This window comes from Streptomyces ureilyticus, assembly GCF_011045025.1.
Lineage (GTDB): Bacteria > Actinomycetota > Actinomycetes > Streptomycetales > Streptomycetaceae > Streptomyces > Streptomyces ureilyticus.
The window spans coordinates 1-15,628 of record NZ_JAAKZX010000219.1 but is presented as its reverse complement, the minus strand read 5'-3'; the positions used below and the strand labels follow the sequence as shown (position 1 = coordinate 15,628).

Genomic DNA, 15,628 nt, shown 5'->3' with positions numbered 1-15,628 from the left:
CCGCCTCATGTCCGAGCTCGACCCGCACATAGCCGCGCCGCCCGTCGTAGAACTTCAGATGCGGGTTGGCCTGAAGGGGGCCCGGCGCCTTCATCGTCCGCGGGCGACGGCGGCAGCGATCACGGCAGTGGTACGGCGCCCAATGCGCCCGCCGCGCTGAAGGTGAGCGAACCCGACCGCAAACCCACTGACCAGCGCTGGTGCGAGAAGGTCACCCTCGACTTCCACAACACCGGGGGCAGCGCGGTGCGTTCGGGCACCGTGACCTTCGAGACGCACATCATCGACTCGCTCGGCATCGACTGGGCGACGATCAAGTCGGCCGAGAAGCTTCCCGTACCGGTCAACGCCGGGGCACGCAAGGAGAAGACCTGGACGGTGTGCGTCGACGCGTGGCGCGTGCCGCTGGGCATGCACATCGAGACGCGTGACGTGTCCGTGCGGTGGGAGTAGGGCTCCGGCGTACGGGAGTTGTCGCCGTACCCGAGTTTGTCGCCGTACCCGAGTTACATGAACGCGAGCCAGGCCACGCCGGCCACGATCGCTACGGCCGCGATCACGGCGACGATCACGCCGATGCGGGGGCCTGCCGGGGCGGCCTGCTGGCGGCGGCCCTGCGGGGCCTCGTCGACGAAGGCGCGGAACATCTGGGTGTTGCCCGCGGGGTCGTTGTTGCCCTGGGGGCCCTGGGTGTTTGCCATGGCCCTGGACCCTAGCGAATGCCTCCGGCTTGCCCAAGTGCTGGGTGCCGTCTGCTTGTGCTGGTCACCCTGACTCGGTGGCGCCGCCACGGGGGCTCCGCCCCCGGGCCCCGTATCGGCCTGAACGGCCTCGTCCTCAAACTCCCCCAGCTACCGCTGGGAGGTGCCCCAGACGGGCTGGTTGTGGCTGGGGCCTCGTTGGAAAGCGCACCTAGGTCGCAGGTGCCCCTTTGCCAAGGTTTTAAGGCCACTCCTCCCCCACTCATTTGCCTGTAGCAACCAAACAACTTATGGTTGCCTAGAGCAACGAAGGAGGGTGTGATGGCCGCCGCTCGCGACCAGTACCAAGAGCTCGCCCGCCAGCTCAGTGCCATCGGAGCTGTGAAGCGCGGGCTCGGGCGGGTGTTGCCGCACGAGTGCCCCGCGGGGGCCGTTGCCGTGCTCACGCTTCTTGAGCGGCACGGGGAGATGCGGATGAGCCGGCTCGCGGAGCTGCTTGCCATCGATATGTCGGTGACCAGTCGGCATGTTGCCCATGTCGCGGAGCGTGGGTGGATCGACCGGTCCCCCGACCCCTCCGACAAACGGTCGCGCATCCTGCGGCTCACGCCCGCGGGGCGGGACATGCTCGCCGAGATCGCCGAGCGGTACACGCACGCGCTCGCCCACTACCTGGGGGACTGGTCCGACGACGAGGTCGAGCAGCTCAACTCCCTGCTCGGACGGCTGCGTGCCAGTTTCGACGTCTGCCGGCCGGCGGCGTCCACCCCCACACCAGACGTGACATGACGGAACGTAAGAAGAGAAGGAAACTCATGGCCGCCACGACCGCACCGACGGGTGTGCGGGGCTCTCACTCCCCCACTCTCGGCTCCGCTCGAGCGGGGGGACCCCCATCGCACTCAGGAGGCGCCTCCAGCGGCGGCGCTTCCGGCGACGCTCCTATGACGCACCGGCAGATCATGGAGGCGCTGACCGGGCTGCTGCTCGGCATGTTCGTCGCGATTCTGTCGTCGACGATCGTCTCCAACGCCCTGCCCAGGATCATCGGCGATCTCGGCGGCGGTCAGAGCGCCTACACCTGGGTGGTGACCGCGTCGCTGCTGACGATGACGGCGTCCACCCCGTTGTGGGGCAAGCTCGCCGACCTCTTCTCCAAGAAGCTGCTGATCCAGCTGGCCCTCGTCATCTTCGTGCTGGGCTCGGCGGCGGCAGGCCTTTCGCAGAACCCCGGCACCCTCATCGCGTTCCGCGCGGTGCAAGGCATCGGGATGGGCGGACTGTCCGCACTGGCCCAGATCATCATGGCGGCGATGATCGCCCCGCGGGAGCGCGGCCGGTACAACGGCTACCTCGGCGCCACCTTCGCCACCGCGATGGTCGGCGGCCCGCTGGTCGGCGGTGTCATCACCGACACCAGCTGGCTGGGCTGGCGCTGGTGCTTCTACGTCGGCGTTCCGTTCGCCGTGATCGCCCTGATCGTGCTCCAGCGCACCCTGCACCTCCCGGTGGTCAGGCGGAAGGTCAAGGTCGACTGGGCCGGCGCCTTCCTCATCTCCGCCGCGGTCTGCCTGCTGCTGGTCTGGGTGACCTTCGCCGGGGACAAGTACGACTGGCTGTCCTGGCAGACGTACGCGATGGTCGGTGGCTCGGTCCTGCTCGGGCTGCTCTTCGTGCTCGTCGAGGCGAAGGCGAGCGAGCCGATCATCCCGCTGCGGCTGTTCCGCAACCGCACCATCACGCTGGCCTCCCTGTCCTCGCTGTTCGTCGGTGTCGCGATGTTCTCGGGCACCGTGTTCTTCAGCCAGTACTTCCAGCTGGCCCGGGACAAGTCGCCGACCATGTCCGGCGTCATGACCATCCCGATGATCGGCGGCTTGTTCGTCGCCTCGACGGTCTCCGGCCAGGTCATCACCCGGACCGGGCGCTGGAAGGGCTGGCTGATCGGCGGCGGCGTGCTGGTGACCGCGGGTCTCGGCCTGCTGGGCACGATGCGATACGACACCGAGTACTGGCACATCGCGATCTTCATGGCCCTGCTGGGTCTCGGCGTCGGCATGATGATGCAGAACCTGGTGCTCTGCACGCAGAACCAGGTCGACCCCACCGACCTGGGCGCCGCCAGCTCCACGGTGACCTTCTTCCGGTCCCTCGGCGGTGCCATGGGCGTCTCGGCACTGGGCGCGGTCCTGGCCCACCGGATCACCGACTACGTCAAGGACGGCCTCGCGGGCCTCGGTTCAGGAGCCGCGTCCTTCGGGCACGCCGGCACGGGCGACGGGAGCATCCCGGACCTCGACGCACTGCCCGCACCGGTCCGTACGGTCGTGGAGAGCGCGTACGGGCACGGGGTCGCGGATGTCTTCCTGTACTCCGCGCCTCTGGCACTGCTCGCCCTCCTCATGGCCCTGTTCATCAAGGAGGTCCCGCTGAGGACGCGGGGCGGCATGGCGCAGGCTGCCGAGGCCGCATCCCCGTCGCCGTCGCCAGCTCCGGCTTCGGCTTCGGCTGCCGTTGGGCAAGAGGCCTCGGTCGAGCAGACGCGCGCTGTTGCCGCGACTGTCGACGCCCCGGAATCCGGGGGCGCGGGCGGTGGCATACCTGTGCGCGGGCGCGTACACGATGCCGAGGGCACGCCCGTCGCCCGGGCCGCCGTCACGCTGATCTCCCTCGGGGGACGGCAGTCGGGCCGCTCGGTCACGCACGCGGACGGTGGTTATGCGCTGGACGCGCCGGGGGCGGGATCGTACGTCCTGATCGCCTCGGCCGACGGGTTCCAGCCGCAGGCCTCGACGATCGTCGTGAACGACGAGCCGGTCTCGTACGACATCCTCGTGAGCGGTACGAGCGGGCTCAGTGGTGTGGTGCGGGACGCCGCGAGCGGTGTGCCCGTCAAGGACGCCATGGTCGTCGTCACGGACGTACGCGGTGATGTGCTGGCCACCGGAAACACCGGCGAGCAGGGCGAGTTCGACTTCGCCGAGCTGGTCCCCGGCACCGTGACCGTCGCCGTCAACGCGGCGGGTCACCGGCCGGCCGCCCTGCCGGTCGAGGTCGGCGCCGCGGGAGTGACCCGAGTCGAGGTCGACCTCACGGCGGGCGCCCGGCTGCGGGGGATCGTACGGGCGCCGCACGGGCCCCTCGCCGATGCCCGGGTCACGCTCGTCGACGCGGCGGGCAACGTGGTCGGCACCGCTACGACCGGGGAGGACGGGGCGTACGCCTTCGCCGATCTGGACAGCGGGGAGTACACCGTCATCGCGACGGGTTACCCGCCGGTGGCGACGGCGCTGACCGTGAACGGGCGCGGTGTAGACGACCATGACATCGAACTCGGCCATCCTGGCGAGTAGTTCGAAGGCCCTGGCCCGTGGTGCGCGCATCCTGAGCTTCAGGCGCGCCCCACGGGCCGGTTCAATTTACGAGCATCCAGGCGGGCGGTTCGAGGACCGTTCACCCTAGGCTGCCTCTATGGCACCGAACATCGCTACGAACACATCCGTCTCCCTCGACGAGCTGCTGGATTTCGTACGTCCCCGCCATCGCGCCCTGCTGCTCACCCGGCGGGCCGATGGGAGTCCGCAGGCCTCGCCGCTGACCTGCGGTGTCGACGACGCGGGTCGTATCGTCGTCTCGACCTATCCCGAGCGGGCCAAGACGCGTAACGCCAAGCGGGATGAGCGGGTCAGCGTCATCGTTCTGAGCGATGACTGGAACGGGCCCTGGGTTCAGGTCGACGGTACGGCCGAGGTCGTCGACCCGCCGGACTCGGTCGAGCCGCTCGTGGAGTACTACCGGAATATCGCGGGTGAGCATCCCGACTGGGATGAGTACCGCGCCGCGATGCTCAAGCAGGGTAAGTCGATTATCCGGGTCACGCCGGTGCGGTGGGGGCCGGTCGCGACAGGCGGCTTCCCTGCGCGGCTGGCTCCACAGGAGTAGGGGTTTTCTTTCCCCAGCCCCGTGCCCTTACGGGGCGCTCCCGGAGCCCGTCAGCCACAACGCACCCGCACCTACGAACCGCCCTCCCAGCGGAGCGTCATCGTCTCGATGCCCGCCACCAAAAGCTCCAGCGCAAACCCAAAGTCCCGCTCCCGCATCTCCTCCACCGTGTCCCCACCCCGCGCTTCCATGAGTTCCGTGGCGTGATCGAAGTCCTTGGCGAACTCGGGCTGTTCGCGGATCGTGCTCATGGCCTGGTGGTGGTACTCGTCCTGCGTCATGCCCGCGGAAGCGCACCGCTGCTTGAAGTGCCCCTCGATCGTCCCGAACCCGTACACGAACTGGTAGACAGCCGAGATCGCACCCATCTGCCCGTGCGCCGGCAGCCCCGTATTGCGCATCACATGCTGCACGCACAGCGAGAACTCCATCGAGTGCGGACCGATGTTGAGGAAGCTGCCGATGAGCGGCGACACCCAGGGGTGGCGCACCAGCAGCCCGCGGTACCCGCTCGCGAGCGCGCGCAGCTGGTCGCGCCAGTCCTCGCCCGACTCCGGGTCGGGCAGCTCTAGTTCGCCGTAGACCGAGTCGAGGGCGAGTTCGAGCAGGTCGTCCTTGGTGTCCACGTACCAGTACACCGACATCGCCGTCACGTTCAGCTCGGCGGCCAGCCGGCGCATGGAGAACTTGGCCAGCCCCTCGGCATCGAGGAGCCGCACCGTCACCTGGGTGATCCGGTCGCGGTCGAGCCCGGAGGGCTGACCACCCCGAGCCGCCGCCCGCGGCTTTCCCTCCAGCCAGACGCTGGTCCGCGCCGAGCCCTTGGCCCGGTCCCGGTCGCCTGCCCTCACCATGGCGCACCTTCCTCGGAGCTCGTTACAGAGCGCGGCCTGATGCAACGCGATCTGACGCAACGCGGCCTGATGCTATGCGTGCCGCTACGGAACATCGTTACGCAGGCTTCGCCGAGTCCACGGACTCGGACTCGGACTCGGATTCCGCGGAGCCCGCGGAATCGGCCCGCTCCGCCCGCCGCAGCAACTCGGCCGCCAGCAGCCCTCCGAGGAGCACGGCAGCGGCCCCCACCAGCTGACTGGTCTCAAGGCCAGAGGAGAACGCGTCCATGATCCGCGCCCGCTCGCCGGGCGACTCCGCGGAGGCGAGCGCGGCGGGCAGCGAGGCCGCGGCGACCGGGATCAGCGCGGCGAAGCGGGCGTTGAGGACCGCGCCCAGCACGGCCACCCCCAGACCGTTGCCGAACTCGGCGAGCGTGCCGTTGATCCCGGCCCCGACACCCGCCTTCTGCGGCGGGATGGCGCTCATGATCGCGTTCGCCATGGCGGGCATGGCGAGCGCGATGCCGGCGCCCATGATGACGAGGCCCGCCAGCATGCCGTTGTAGTCGTCACCGCCCAGCAGCGCGATCACCGCGAGGCCTCCGGCGAGCATGCTCATACCGGCCGCGATCGTCGCCGGCGTGCCGAGCCTGGCGTGCAGCTTTGCGCCGACGGCCGTGAGGTTCAGGACCACGACGGTCACGGCGAGCGGCGCCAGCCGCAGACCTGCCTCCAAGGGCTCGTAACCGAGGACGAACTGGAGGTGCTGGGTGAGCAGGAAAAGGGAGCCGCTGAGGCCGAAGGCGACCAGGATCGCGCCCGCCACGGCGCCGATGAAGCGCTGGTTGCGGAAGAAGTGCATGTCCAGCATGGGGTAGGGAATGTGCAGCTCCCAGAGCACGAACGCGCCGAGGACCAGTACGCCGACGGCCGCGGCCACCAGCACCTGCGCCGACGTCCAGCCGTGCTCGGGCCCGGAGATGATCCCGTAGACCACCGAGGCCATACCGATCGTCGAGAGCAGCGCGCCCAGGAGGTCGGGGCGGTCGCCCTGCGGGTTCTTGGACTCGGGCACCAGCTTGATGACTGCGGCGAGGCCGATCAGCGCGACGGGGATGTTGATCAGGAAGAGGGATCCCCACCAGAAGTGGTCCAGCATGAAGCCGCCGAGCAGCGGACCGGCCGCGAAACCGAGGGAGCTGGTGGTCGACCAGATGCCGATCGCCTTCACGCGCTCGGTGTCGTCGAAGATCTGCACGACGACCGCGAGCGTCGTGGTCATCAGCAGCGCGCCACCGATGCCCATGCCCGCACGGGCGGCGATGAGCTGCGCGGACGACTGGGCGAAGGCCGCCCAGAGCGAGCCCGTACCGAAGAGGACGAGGCCCGCGGCGAGCATCTTCCTGCGGCCGTAACGGTCGGCGGCGCTGCCTGCCGTGAGCAGCAGCCCGGACTGCACGAGCGAGTACGCGTTGATCATCCACTGGATGTCCGCGGTGCTCGCGCCCAACTCGTCCGTGAGGGAAGGGATCGCGACGTTCAGGACGGTGTTGTCGAGGATCACGGTGAGCTGGGCGAGCATGATCACAGTGAGGATCAGCCAGCGCTGGGGGTGGCCTTGAGGAGGTGCCTGGGCGGTCTCGGCGGTCGTCGCGGCCGTCATGGGTGCCCCTTCTACGGCGTACGGGAGGTGGTAGCTGTACACCGTAGAACAACTCCCATACGCCGTACAACACGAAAAGGCGGTGACCGAGGCACTCTCGCCTCGGTCACCGCCCTCGCGGGACCTCCTCAGACCGTCAGTTGCTCATCAGCTGCTCGTCGGCTGCGTCAGGTCGTAGAAGGTGGACGAACCCGCCGTCACCTCCTTGAAGTTCTCCTGCACCCACTCGCTGATCTGGGACGCGGTGCCGGAGCTGTCGTTGCCGCCGCCCATGCCCCCTCCTGCGATGAAGTAGTGGATCTTGCCGTCCGCCACGTACTGCTTGAACTCGGCCAGCGTGGGTGACGGGTCGCTGCCGTTGAAGCCGCCGATCGCCATCACCGGGTCGCCGGTGGAGAGCTGGTAGCTCGCGGCGTTCTGGGCGCCGATGGCCGCGGCGGCCCAGGTGTAGTCGCCGGAGTCCTTCTCCAGCAGCTCCTTGGCCTCGTCGCTGACGGTCGCGCCGTTGAGCAGCCCGCCCATGCCGCCGGCGCCGCCCATGCCTCCGCCGTCGCCCGTCTGGCCGCCGGGCGTGCCACCCTGCTGGCCTTGCTGACCCTGCTGGTTCTGACCGCCACCGGGCATGCCGCCGCCCGGGAAACCCCCGGTCGGCGGCTGTCCCGTCCGACCGTTGCCGTTCTGCTGGCCCTGCTGGCCCTGCTGGTTCTGGCCGGGCATACCGCCCCCGCCGGGACCGCCGCCCATGCCACCACCGCCCGGGCCACCGCGGGCACCCGCGACGGTCGGACCGGCCGTGACGATCGAGCCGGAGTGGCCCTCGTTCAGCGTGCTGAGGCTGTACGCCGTCGGACCGGCCAGCGCGGTGACGAAGCTCAACCCCACGACCCACATGGCCAGTTGACGACCGAGCTTGTTCACAAAGATCAAGCCGAGCGCGGCGGCCAGCCCCCCGACCAGGACCAGCCACTTCAGCCACGGCAGGTAGTCGGAGGAACGGTTCAGGAGGACGTACCCCCACGTCGCCGTCGCCGTCATCGAGCCCGCCAGGGTGAGCGAGGCCCACGTCCTGCCGCGCTCCTCCCAGAGCACGACCGCGCCCATGCCGATCAGCGGCGCGATGTAGGGGGCCAGAGCGACGGTGTAGTACTCGTGGAAGATGCCCTGCATGAAGCTGAAGATCACCATGGTGATCAGCAGCGATCCGCCCCAGGCGAGGAACGCGGCGCGGGCCGTGTCTGTACGCCCGGCCCTGCGCAGCAGGACCACGGCCGCGACGCACAGGATCAGCGCCGCCGGGATCAGCCAGGAGATCTGACCGCCGATGTTCGAGGCGAACATGCGGTCCCAGCCGGTCTCGCCCCAGCCGCCACCCCCGCCGCCGACGCTGCCGGTCTCTTCGCCGTTGATGCGGCCGAGTCCGTTGTAGCCGAAGGTCAGTTCAAGGAAGGAGTTGTTCTGCGAGCCGCCGATGTACGGGCGCGAGGAGGCCGGCCACAGTTCGACGATCGCGACCCACCAGCCGCCCGCGACGACCATCGAAAGGCCCGCGAGGAGGACCTGGCCGATGCGCCTGCGCAGGGTCGTCGGTGCGAAGAGTACGTAGATCAGCGCGAGGGGCGGGAGGATCAGGAAGGCCTGGAGGGTCTTCACCAGGAAGGCGAGGCCGACCGCGGCACCCGCCCACACCAGCCACTTCGTCTGCGCCTTCTCCATGGCGCGCAGCACGCAGTAGACCGTGACGGCCATGAGGAGCGCGAGCATCGCGTCCGGGTTGTTGAAGCGGAACATCAGCGCGGCGACGGGCGTGAGCGCGAAGACCGCCATGGTGATCAAGCCGGCCGTGGCGTTGAACCGGCGGCGCACGGCCCCGTACAGCACACCCGCCGTGGCGACGGCCATCAGCACCTGCGGGAGCAGGATCGCGAAGGAGTTCAGGCCCAGCAGCCGCACCGACAGCGCCATCGGCCACAGGGAGGCCGGGGGCTTGTCGACGGTGATGGCGTTCGCCGAGTCGAGCGAGCCGAAGAAGAACGCCTTCCAGGACTGGCTGCCCGCCTGAACTGCCGCGGAGTAGAAGGAGTTGGCGTACCCGGAAGCCGTGAGGTTCCAGGTGTAGAGCGCGCCGATCAGCAGCAGCGCACCGAGGAACGCGGGCCGCGTCCAGCGGTGGTCCTCGGGCCTCCCGCGCCACAGGCGGCGTACGAAGGGCTGCTTGGGGCTGCCGTCCTCGGGGGCCACCAGTGGCGTAACCACTGTCTCCTGTACGGCAGTTGACTGAGTCGCCGTCGTAGGCGTAGTCGTAGGCGTAGTCATCGTGCGTTCCTCAGATCGTGATCGTTCGGGCGCACCGGCTGCAGCTGCATAGTCGCGTCCCCCCGGTTTCGGTTGTCGTACGGAGATTGAGGCGTCGTCGCGTACACAGGCGTGCCAGGCGTGTGCGAGACGACGACGGTCGACGGCGTGTGGTCGCCCCGGTCCCGGTCCGTGTCCGTGTCCGGGAACACCCACGCCCGGAAGAGCAGGAACCGCAGCACCGTCGCCGCGAGGTTGGCGGCGATCAGCACCGCCAGTTCGGTGGAGTGCGCGGGGTCGGTCGTCGCCGCGTTCAGGGCGGCGAGTGAGCCGCTGGTCAGCGCGAGGCCGATGCCGAACACGACCAGGCCCTGCGCCTGGTGCTGCATCGCCCGCTCGCTGCCGCGGACGCCGAAGGTGAGGCGCCGGTTGGCCGCCGTGTTGGCGACCGCCGAGACGAGCAGGGCGAGCGCGTTGGCGAACTGCGACCCCGTGAACGTACGGAAGCCGCTGTAGAGCAGCAGATAGAACAGCGTGGACAGAGCGCCCACGACGCAGAAACCGACGAGCTGGCGGGCGAGCCCCGTGGGTACGCCGGTCAGTTCGCGGTCGCGCGGATCGTCACCGAACGGCCGGGCGAGCCGGTCGAGCGACAGCGAGCCGGTGGCGAGGGCGCGCCCCACGCGCCACACGCCCAACAGGTCGTCGGTCGCGGTCTTCACGAGGTGCACGGTCGAGTCCGGGTCGTCGACCCAGTCGACCGGCACCTCGTGGATGCGCAGTCCGGCCCGTTCGGCCAGGACCAGCATCTCGGTGTCGAAGAACCAGCCGGTGTCCTCGACGAGGGGCAGCAGCGCTTGAGCCACTTCCCGCCGGATCGCCTTGAAGCCGCACTGGGCGTCGGAGAAGCGGGCCTGCAGCGAGCCCCGCAGGATCAGGTTGTACGTACGGGATATGAACTCCCGCTTTGCGCCGCGCACCACCCGCGAGGAGCGGGCCAGACGCGAGCCGATCGCGAGGTCGGAGTGGCCCGAGATCAGCGGGGCCACCAGCGGGAGCAGCGCGTTGAGGTCGGTGGAGAGGTCGACGTCCATATAGGCGAGGACCGGGGCGTCCGAGGCGGACCAGACGGTCCGCAGGGCCCGGCCGCGGCCCTTCTGCTCCAGGCGGAAGGACCTGACCTCCGGGAGCTCCGCCTCCAGCCGCGCGGCCACCAGCGGGGTGGCGTCCGTCGAGGCGTTGTCCGCGACCGTGATGCGGAACGCGTACGGGAAGGTGCGAGCGAGGTGCTCGTGCAGTCGGCGCACGCACGGTTGGAGGTCCTTCTCCTCGTTGTAGACGGGGATCACTACGTCCAGGACAGGCGTTCCGGCGTTCCCGGCCGGGAGGTGCTCCCGCGCCGGCAGGGAGCCGGGAGAAGGTTCGGTTCGCATGACGACGACTGTCGTCAGGTGCCCTGTTACACCCGTGTGGTGGTGCTGTGGTGTGCCTGTGAGTACGTTTGCGAGCTTGTTTCCGAAATGAAGGCCTCATGAGAAGGGGCCGATTCCGGTGCCGACGCGGGCAGATGCACGGTAAAGACGGTCCGCCCGGACACGCTGTCGACCGTCACCGCACCGTCGTGCGCGGCCACGACGGCCTGCACGATGGCGAGCCCGAGACCGGTGGACCCGGAGGCGCGCGAGCGCGAGGAATCGCCCCGCGCGAACCGTTCGAAGACACGCGGCAGCAACTCCGGCGGAATGCCGGGCCCGTCGTCCTGGACGTCCAGACACACCCAGGAACCCCGCCGGTGCACGCGTGCGGTCACCGTGGTGCCGGGCGGGGTGTGCGTACGGGCGTTCGCGAACAGGTTCACCATGACCTGCTGAATACGGGCGGCGTCGGCCTGCACGAGTGCGGGTTCGTCCGGCAGCTCGAGCCGCCAGTTGTGCTCGCGCCCGGCCGCGCGTGCGTCACTCACGGCGTCCACGACCAGCGGGGACAGGTCGGTGTCCTCGTAGGAGAGGGGTCGCCCGGCGTCGAGCCGCGCGAGCAGCAGCAGGTCCTCGACGAGGCCCGTCATACGGCTCGCCTCGGACTCGATCCGGCCGAGCGCGTGCCGGGTGTCGGGCCCGGTCTCTTCTCTTCCGCGCCGGGTGAGTTCGGCGTATCCACGGATGGACGCGAGGGGCGTACGCAGTTCATGGCTGGCGTCCGCGACGAACTGCCGTACCCGCGTCTCGCTCTCCTGGCGCGCGTGCAGCGCCCCGTGGACGTGGTCGAGCATGCGGTTGAGTGCGGCACCGACCTGCCCGACCTCCGTGTGGGGGTCGGTCTCGGACTCGGGGACGCGCTCGTTGAGGGTCACCTCGCCGCTGTGGAGGGGGAGTTCGGAGACCCGGGTGGCGGTGGCGGCTACTCGGCGTAGGGGGCGGAGGGCGACGCTCACGATGGTGGCGCCGGCGAGGGAGGCGGCGACTAGACCGGCGGCGGTGACGCTTACCTCGACGAGGATGAGGGTGTTGAGGGTCTCTGTGACGTCCTCGGTGGGCATGCCTACGTAGTAGTCACCGTCGCCGCTCTGGTATTGGACGCGGTACTCGCCGAGGCCAGGGAGGTCGGCGGTGTGCTGCCTGCTGTCCCGCGGCACGTCCTCGAGGGCGACTTGCTGCGCCTCGGTGAGCGACTCGGGGACGAGGTCAGTTACCCCGTCGTCACCCTCGGACTTCTTGCCGACCTGGGCTTGGGTGATGTCGTCGCCCGTGAGCTTCGCGGCGACCATACCGCCGTTGCGTGGCTGCGGGCCTCGGGTGACGAACTCCGACAGCGGCGGCTTCGGCTTGCTCTCGCGGTCTTGGTCGCGCTGGTCGCCGACCGGCTTAAGAGGGCTGGCAGCCCGTATGGCCGCGTCCTTCACCGAGCCGTCGAGCTGCTCGTACAGATGGGAGTGGAGCGCGATCGTGGTCACCGTACCGATCACCGCACACACCACCGCGATCAGCGCAACAGACGCGACGACGAGCCGCGTCCGCAGCGTCCGAGGCTGTCGGCGCCGCTGCTTCCGCAACTGTCGTCGTCCGCTCATTACGCCGCGGGCTTGATCAGGTAACCGGCTCCGCGCCGCGTGTGGATCATCGGCTCGCGCCCGGCGTCTATCTTCCGGCGCAGGTAGGAGATGTAGAGCTCGACGACGTTGGCCTGGCCGCCGAAGTCGTACGACCACACACGGTCGAGGATCTGCGCCTTGCTGAGCACCCGACGCGGGTTGCGCATGAGGAAGCGCAGCAGCTCGAACTCGGTGGCGGTGAGGTGGATGTTGTCCCCGGCCCGCGACACCTCGTGGCTGTCCTCGTCCAGCATGAGATCGCCGACGACGAGCGTGGAGTCGGAGCGCCGGTCGGCGGCACCGGAGCGGCGGATCAGCCCGCGCAGCCGCGCGACGACTTCCTCCAGGCTGAACGGCTTGGTGACGTAGTCGTCGCCCCCCGCGGTCAGTCCGGCGATACGGTCCTCGAGGGCGTCCTTCGCCGTCAGGAAGAGGACGGGAACGTCGGGCAGCTCGCGTCGCAGGCGGCCCAGCACGGCCAGCCCGTCCATGTCGGGCAGCATCATGTCGAGCACCACGGCATCGGGCCGGAACTCCCGGGCGGTCTGCACCGCCCCGGTCCCGTCACCCGCGCTGCGGATCTGCCAGCCTTCATAGCGCAGGGCCATGGACAACAACTCGGTGATCGACTGCTCGTCGTCCACCACAAGCACGCGGACGGGGCTCCCGTCCGGCCTCAGCAGTTCGGTGCGCCCCTGGGGCGAGGTCGTGGTCATAGCCAACACATTGCTGGGCGGCTCTGAGAAGTCACTTGGCGGAACCTGTGAATTGCCTGAGAAACACACAGGAGCCACTCAGGGAACGCCTGGGAAGCCCTTGCCAGACTGTCCGGCTGCCCGACTGTCCCATCCGGCTGTCCGGTCCGGCTGTCCGTCAGGCCATCCGGCTGCCGGGCTGTCTGGCTGTCTGGCGCGAAGCGACGCTCACAGCTCGAAGAGCCGCGCCCCGTTCCCGTAACAGACCGCTCTCAGCCAGTCTTCCCCGAGCCCGAGCCGCTCCAGTGCGTGGAGCTGATGGACGTACGCGTACGGGATGTTCGGGAAGTCGGAGCCGAGCAGGATCCGGTCGCCGAGGGCATCCAGCCTGGGCAGCGCCCGGCGCGGGAAAGGCGCGAGCCGTTCGCCGAAGTCCGTGAACGCCATCGTCGTGTCCAGCCGCACCTCGCCGTACCGCTCGGCGAGGTCGAGGAAGTCCTCGTACTCGGGCAGGCCCATGTGCGCGACGACGAGCCGCAGCCGCGGATGCCGGGCAAGCACCCGCCGGACCGGCTCCGGCCCGGTGTGCTTGCCGGGCGCGGGTCCGGACCCGCAGTGGATCACGACGGGTATCCCGGCCTCGGCGAGCAACCCCCAGGCGCGATCGAGGAGTTCGTCCGCCGGGTCGTACGCCCCCACCTGCACATGCGCCTTGAAGACCCGCGCCCCTTCGTCCACCGCCCTCCTCACATACGCGGCCACGCCCGGCTCCGGGAACAGGGTCGCCGTATGCAGACAGTCAAGGGTCCGGCGGGCGAAGTCGACGGCCCAGTCGTTCAGCCACTCGGCCATGCCCGGCTTGTGCGGGTAGAGCATGGCGGTGAACGCACGCACGCCGAACTGCCTGAGGACAGCGGTCCGTTCCTCCTCCTCACCTCGATAGGTGATCGGCCACTCAAGCCCGGTCAGCGGACCGACGGCATCGAAGTACTCCCACACCTTCCGCAGAACACGCTCGGGCATGAAGTGGGTGTGGACATCGACGAGCCCGGGCAGCCCAAGCCGCTCCCAGAACTGCCGGACTTCGGCGGCTTCTTGAGCCGGCCGGACATCAGCACCGCCTGAAGCCGGCCGTACGTCGGGGCTGTCTTCGGGGCGGTCCGAAGCCGACCGTAGGTCGGCGTCCTCTTGCGAAGACCCGGCTGCCGCCCCCTCCTCCCCTTCAGCCCTGCCCACGCCGGAACCCATAGCTTCGCTCGACCCTGGCGACATGGACGGTGTAGCTCTCGTACCAGCCCTCGCGCCCGCGCTTCTGCGCCGCCCGGTGCTCCATGTCCCCCCGCCACTCCTCGATGGCCTCGGCATCCCGGAAGTACCCGACCTTTATCCCGAGCCCGCCCGGCGTCCGCGCCGAGTCCATCCCGAGGAACCCCGGTATCCCCTTCACCAGCTCCTCCATCCGCTCGGCCGTCTCGCCGTACTCGTTGCTGAGGTGAACACGACGGCGTAGTACGGCGGTTCATGCGCGACGAGAGGTACATGCGCGACAACAGGCGCACTGGATTGATCGCTCATGTCCCCCACTCTCGGCGCGCACCCCGCACCACGTCCAGCACCCTTCGTCCAGCACCGTTGGTCCAGCGCCTTTCAGAAGAGCCCATCCTGCAGCCCGTTCCGCCGACCGCCGAGCTCCCGCACGGGCACCGTCACAGGACCGGCCGGTTCACTTTGGCTGGCGGCACTCAGCTCCCATCCCTTCATCAGCCGCGTATCCAACACGACGACCCCACGCTCGCCGGCCAGATGGAGATCGGGCCCGGCGGCAGCCACCAACTCCCCTCTCACGACACCTCCCGCCACGAGTTCACTCACCACGCCCACAGCCGGCGGCAACCCGTCGAGCCCAAACACCCCGGCATGATCGACGGCCACGAACGGCATCCGCTCCAGGGCCTCCGGCCACCCCGCGAGCCCCACGGCCTTCGCGTGCAGCGCCTCGATCTCGCCCGCCCGCACCACCGCCTCCGGCAACGCACCGCGTACGGCCCGCTTGGCGTCGTACGGGATCCGATCCGGCACCCCCAACGCCGTACGCAACAACTCCTCACTCCGCCGGGCGGCCATCAGGGGCCCACGCCCGAGCCAGCTGAAGACAACGGCCCCCTGCTCCAGCAGCCGCGCCTCTCCCCGCTCGACGGCGGTGATCCCGACCTTGACCATCCCGCTCCCGAACCACGCGAGATACACGTGATACGGCCGCGGATCATCGGCGACGGTATCGGCGGCAACGGAGTGCGTCCGCTCCAGCCGCGCACACTCCTCACACTGCGCCCCGACACTCCGCCCGGACACGACAGCCCGCACCGGACAGCTGTTCCCCCGCGCCCCCACACACGTCCGCACACCCCCGT

General features: G+C 69.4%; 14 protein-coding genes. 4 read left to right on the top strand and 10 right to left on the bottom strand.

The features are described 5' to 3' along the window. Positions 1 to 162 precede the first annotated feature (162 nt). Positions 163 to 453 (top strand): hypothetical protein, encoded by a 291-nt coding sequence (locus tag G6048_RS40075; RefSeq protein WP_328828361.1) that lies wholly within the window; start codon positions 163 to 165, stop codon positions 451 to 453. A gap of 53 nt (positions 454 to 506) precedes the next feature. On the opposite strand, the gene G6048_RS40070 is transcribed toward G6048_RS40075, so the two are convergent. After that, a complete protein-coding gene (locus G6048_RS40070) occupies positions 507 to 701 on the bottom strand; it encodes a hypothetical protein (protein WP_165344524.1) in 195 nt (64 codons plus the stop codon). 321 nt (positions 702 to 1,022) lie between these two features. On the opposite strand from G6048_RS40070, the gene G6048_RS40065 reads away from it, so the two are divergent. The 3 genes from G6048_RS40065 (at position 1,023) to G6048_RS40055 (ending at position 4,643) form a co-directional block, all read left to right on the top strand. Then, positions 1,023 to 1,490, top strand: coding sequence for a MarR family winged helix-turn-helix transcriptional regulator (locus G6048_RS40065; RefSeq protein ID WP_165344523.1), 468 nt, complete (start codon positions 1,023 to 1,025; stop codon positions 1,488 to 1,490). A 155-nt stretch (positions 1,491 to 1,645) separates the two neighbouring features. Then, on the top strand, positions 1,646 to 4,054 hold the full coding sequence (locus G6048_RS40060; protein ID WP_165344522.1) for an MFS transporter: 2,409 nt from the start codon (positions 1,646 to 1,648) through the stop codon (positions 4,052 to 4,054). A 118-nt stretch (positions 4,055 to 4,172) separates the two neighbouring features. Continuing rightward, positions 4,173 to 4,643, top strand: coding sequence for a PPOX class F420-dependent oxidoreductase (locus G6048_RS40055; protein ID WP_165344521.1), 471 nt, complete (start codon positions 4,173 to 4,175; stop codon positions 4,641 to 4,643). A gap of 71 nt (positions 4,644 to 4,714) precedes the next feature. On the opposite strand, the gene G6048_RS40050 is transcribed toward G6048_RS40055, so the two are convergent. The 9 genes from G6048_RS40050 to G6048_RS40010 form a co-directional block, all read right to left on the bottom strand. Beyond that, positions 4,715 to 5,497, bottom strand: coding sequence for a TetR/AcrR family transcriptional regulator (locus G6048_RS40050; RefSeq protein WP_165344520.1), 783 nt, complete (start codon positions 5,495 to 5,497; stop codon positions 4,715 to 4,717). A 97-nt stretch (positions 5,498 to 5,594) separates the two neighbouring features. Continuing rightward, a complete protein-coding gene (locus tag G6048_RS40045; RefSeq protein ID WP_165344519.1) occupies positions 5,595 to 7,142 on the bottom strand; it encodes a DHA2 family efflux MFS transporter permease subunit in 1,548 nt (515 codons plus the stop codon). Between the two features lie 147 nt (positions 7,143 to 7,289). After that, positions 7,290 to 9,455, bottom strand: coding sequence for an ArnT family glycosyltransferase (locus G6048_RS40040; RefSeq protein WP_165344518.1), 2,166 nt, complete (start codon positions 9,453 to 9,455; stop codon positions 7,290 to 7,292). Beyond that, positions 9,452 to 10,867, bottom strand: coding sequence for a bifunctional glycosyltransferase family 2/GtrA family protein (locus tag G6048_RS40035; RefSeq protein ID WP_165344517.1), 1,416 nt, complete (start codon positions 10,865 to 10,867; stop codon positions 9,452 to 9,454). Before G6048_RS40035 ends, G6048_RS40040 begins: the two co-directional genes overlap by 4 nt. 26 nt (positions 10,868 to 10,893) lie before the next feature. Further along, positions 10,894 to 12,501, bottom strand: coding sequence for a sensor histidine kinase (locus G6048_RS40030; RefSeq protein WP_165344516.1), 1,608 nt, complete (start codon positions 12,499 to 12,501; stop codon positions 10,894 to 10,896). After that, entirely contained in the window at positions 12,501 to 13,238 is a 738-nt protein-coding gene (locus G6048_RS40025; protein WP_165344515.1) for a response regulator transcription factor, read from the bottom strand. Before G6048_RS40025 ends, G6048_RS40030 begins: the two co-directional genes overlap by 1 nt. Before the next feature lie 207 nt (positions 13,239 to 13,445). After that, positions 13,446 to 14,273 (bottom strand): amidohydrolase family protein, encoded by an 828-nt coding sequence (locus tag G6048_RS40020; RefSeq protein ID WP_235990943.1) that lies wholly within the window; start codon positions 14,271 to 14,273, stop codon positions 13,446 to 13,448. A 166-nt stretch (positions 14,274 to 14,439) separates the two neighbouring features. Beyond that, positions 14,440 to 14,664: an antibiotic biosynthesis monooxygenase family protein gene (locus tag G6048_RS51645; RefSeq protein WP_328828354.1), complete on the bottom strand. Its 225-nt coding sequence runs from the start codon at positions 14,662 to 14,664 to the stop codon at positions 14,440 to 14,442. 200 nt (positions 14,665 to 14,864) lie between these two features. Beyond that, positions 14,865 to 15,628: DUF2797 domain-containing protein (locus G6048_RS40010; RefSeq protein ID WP_206342720.1), on the bottom strand; the 764-nt coding region annotated here is incomplete at its 5' end.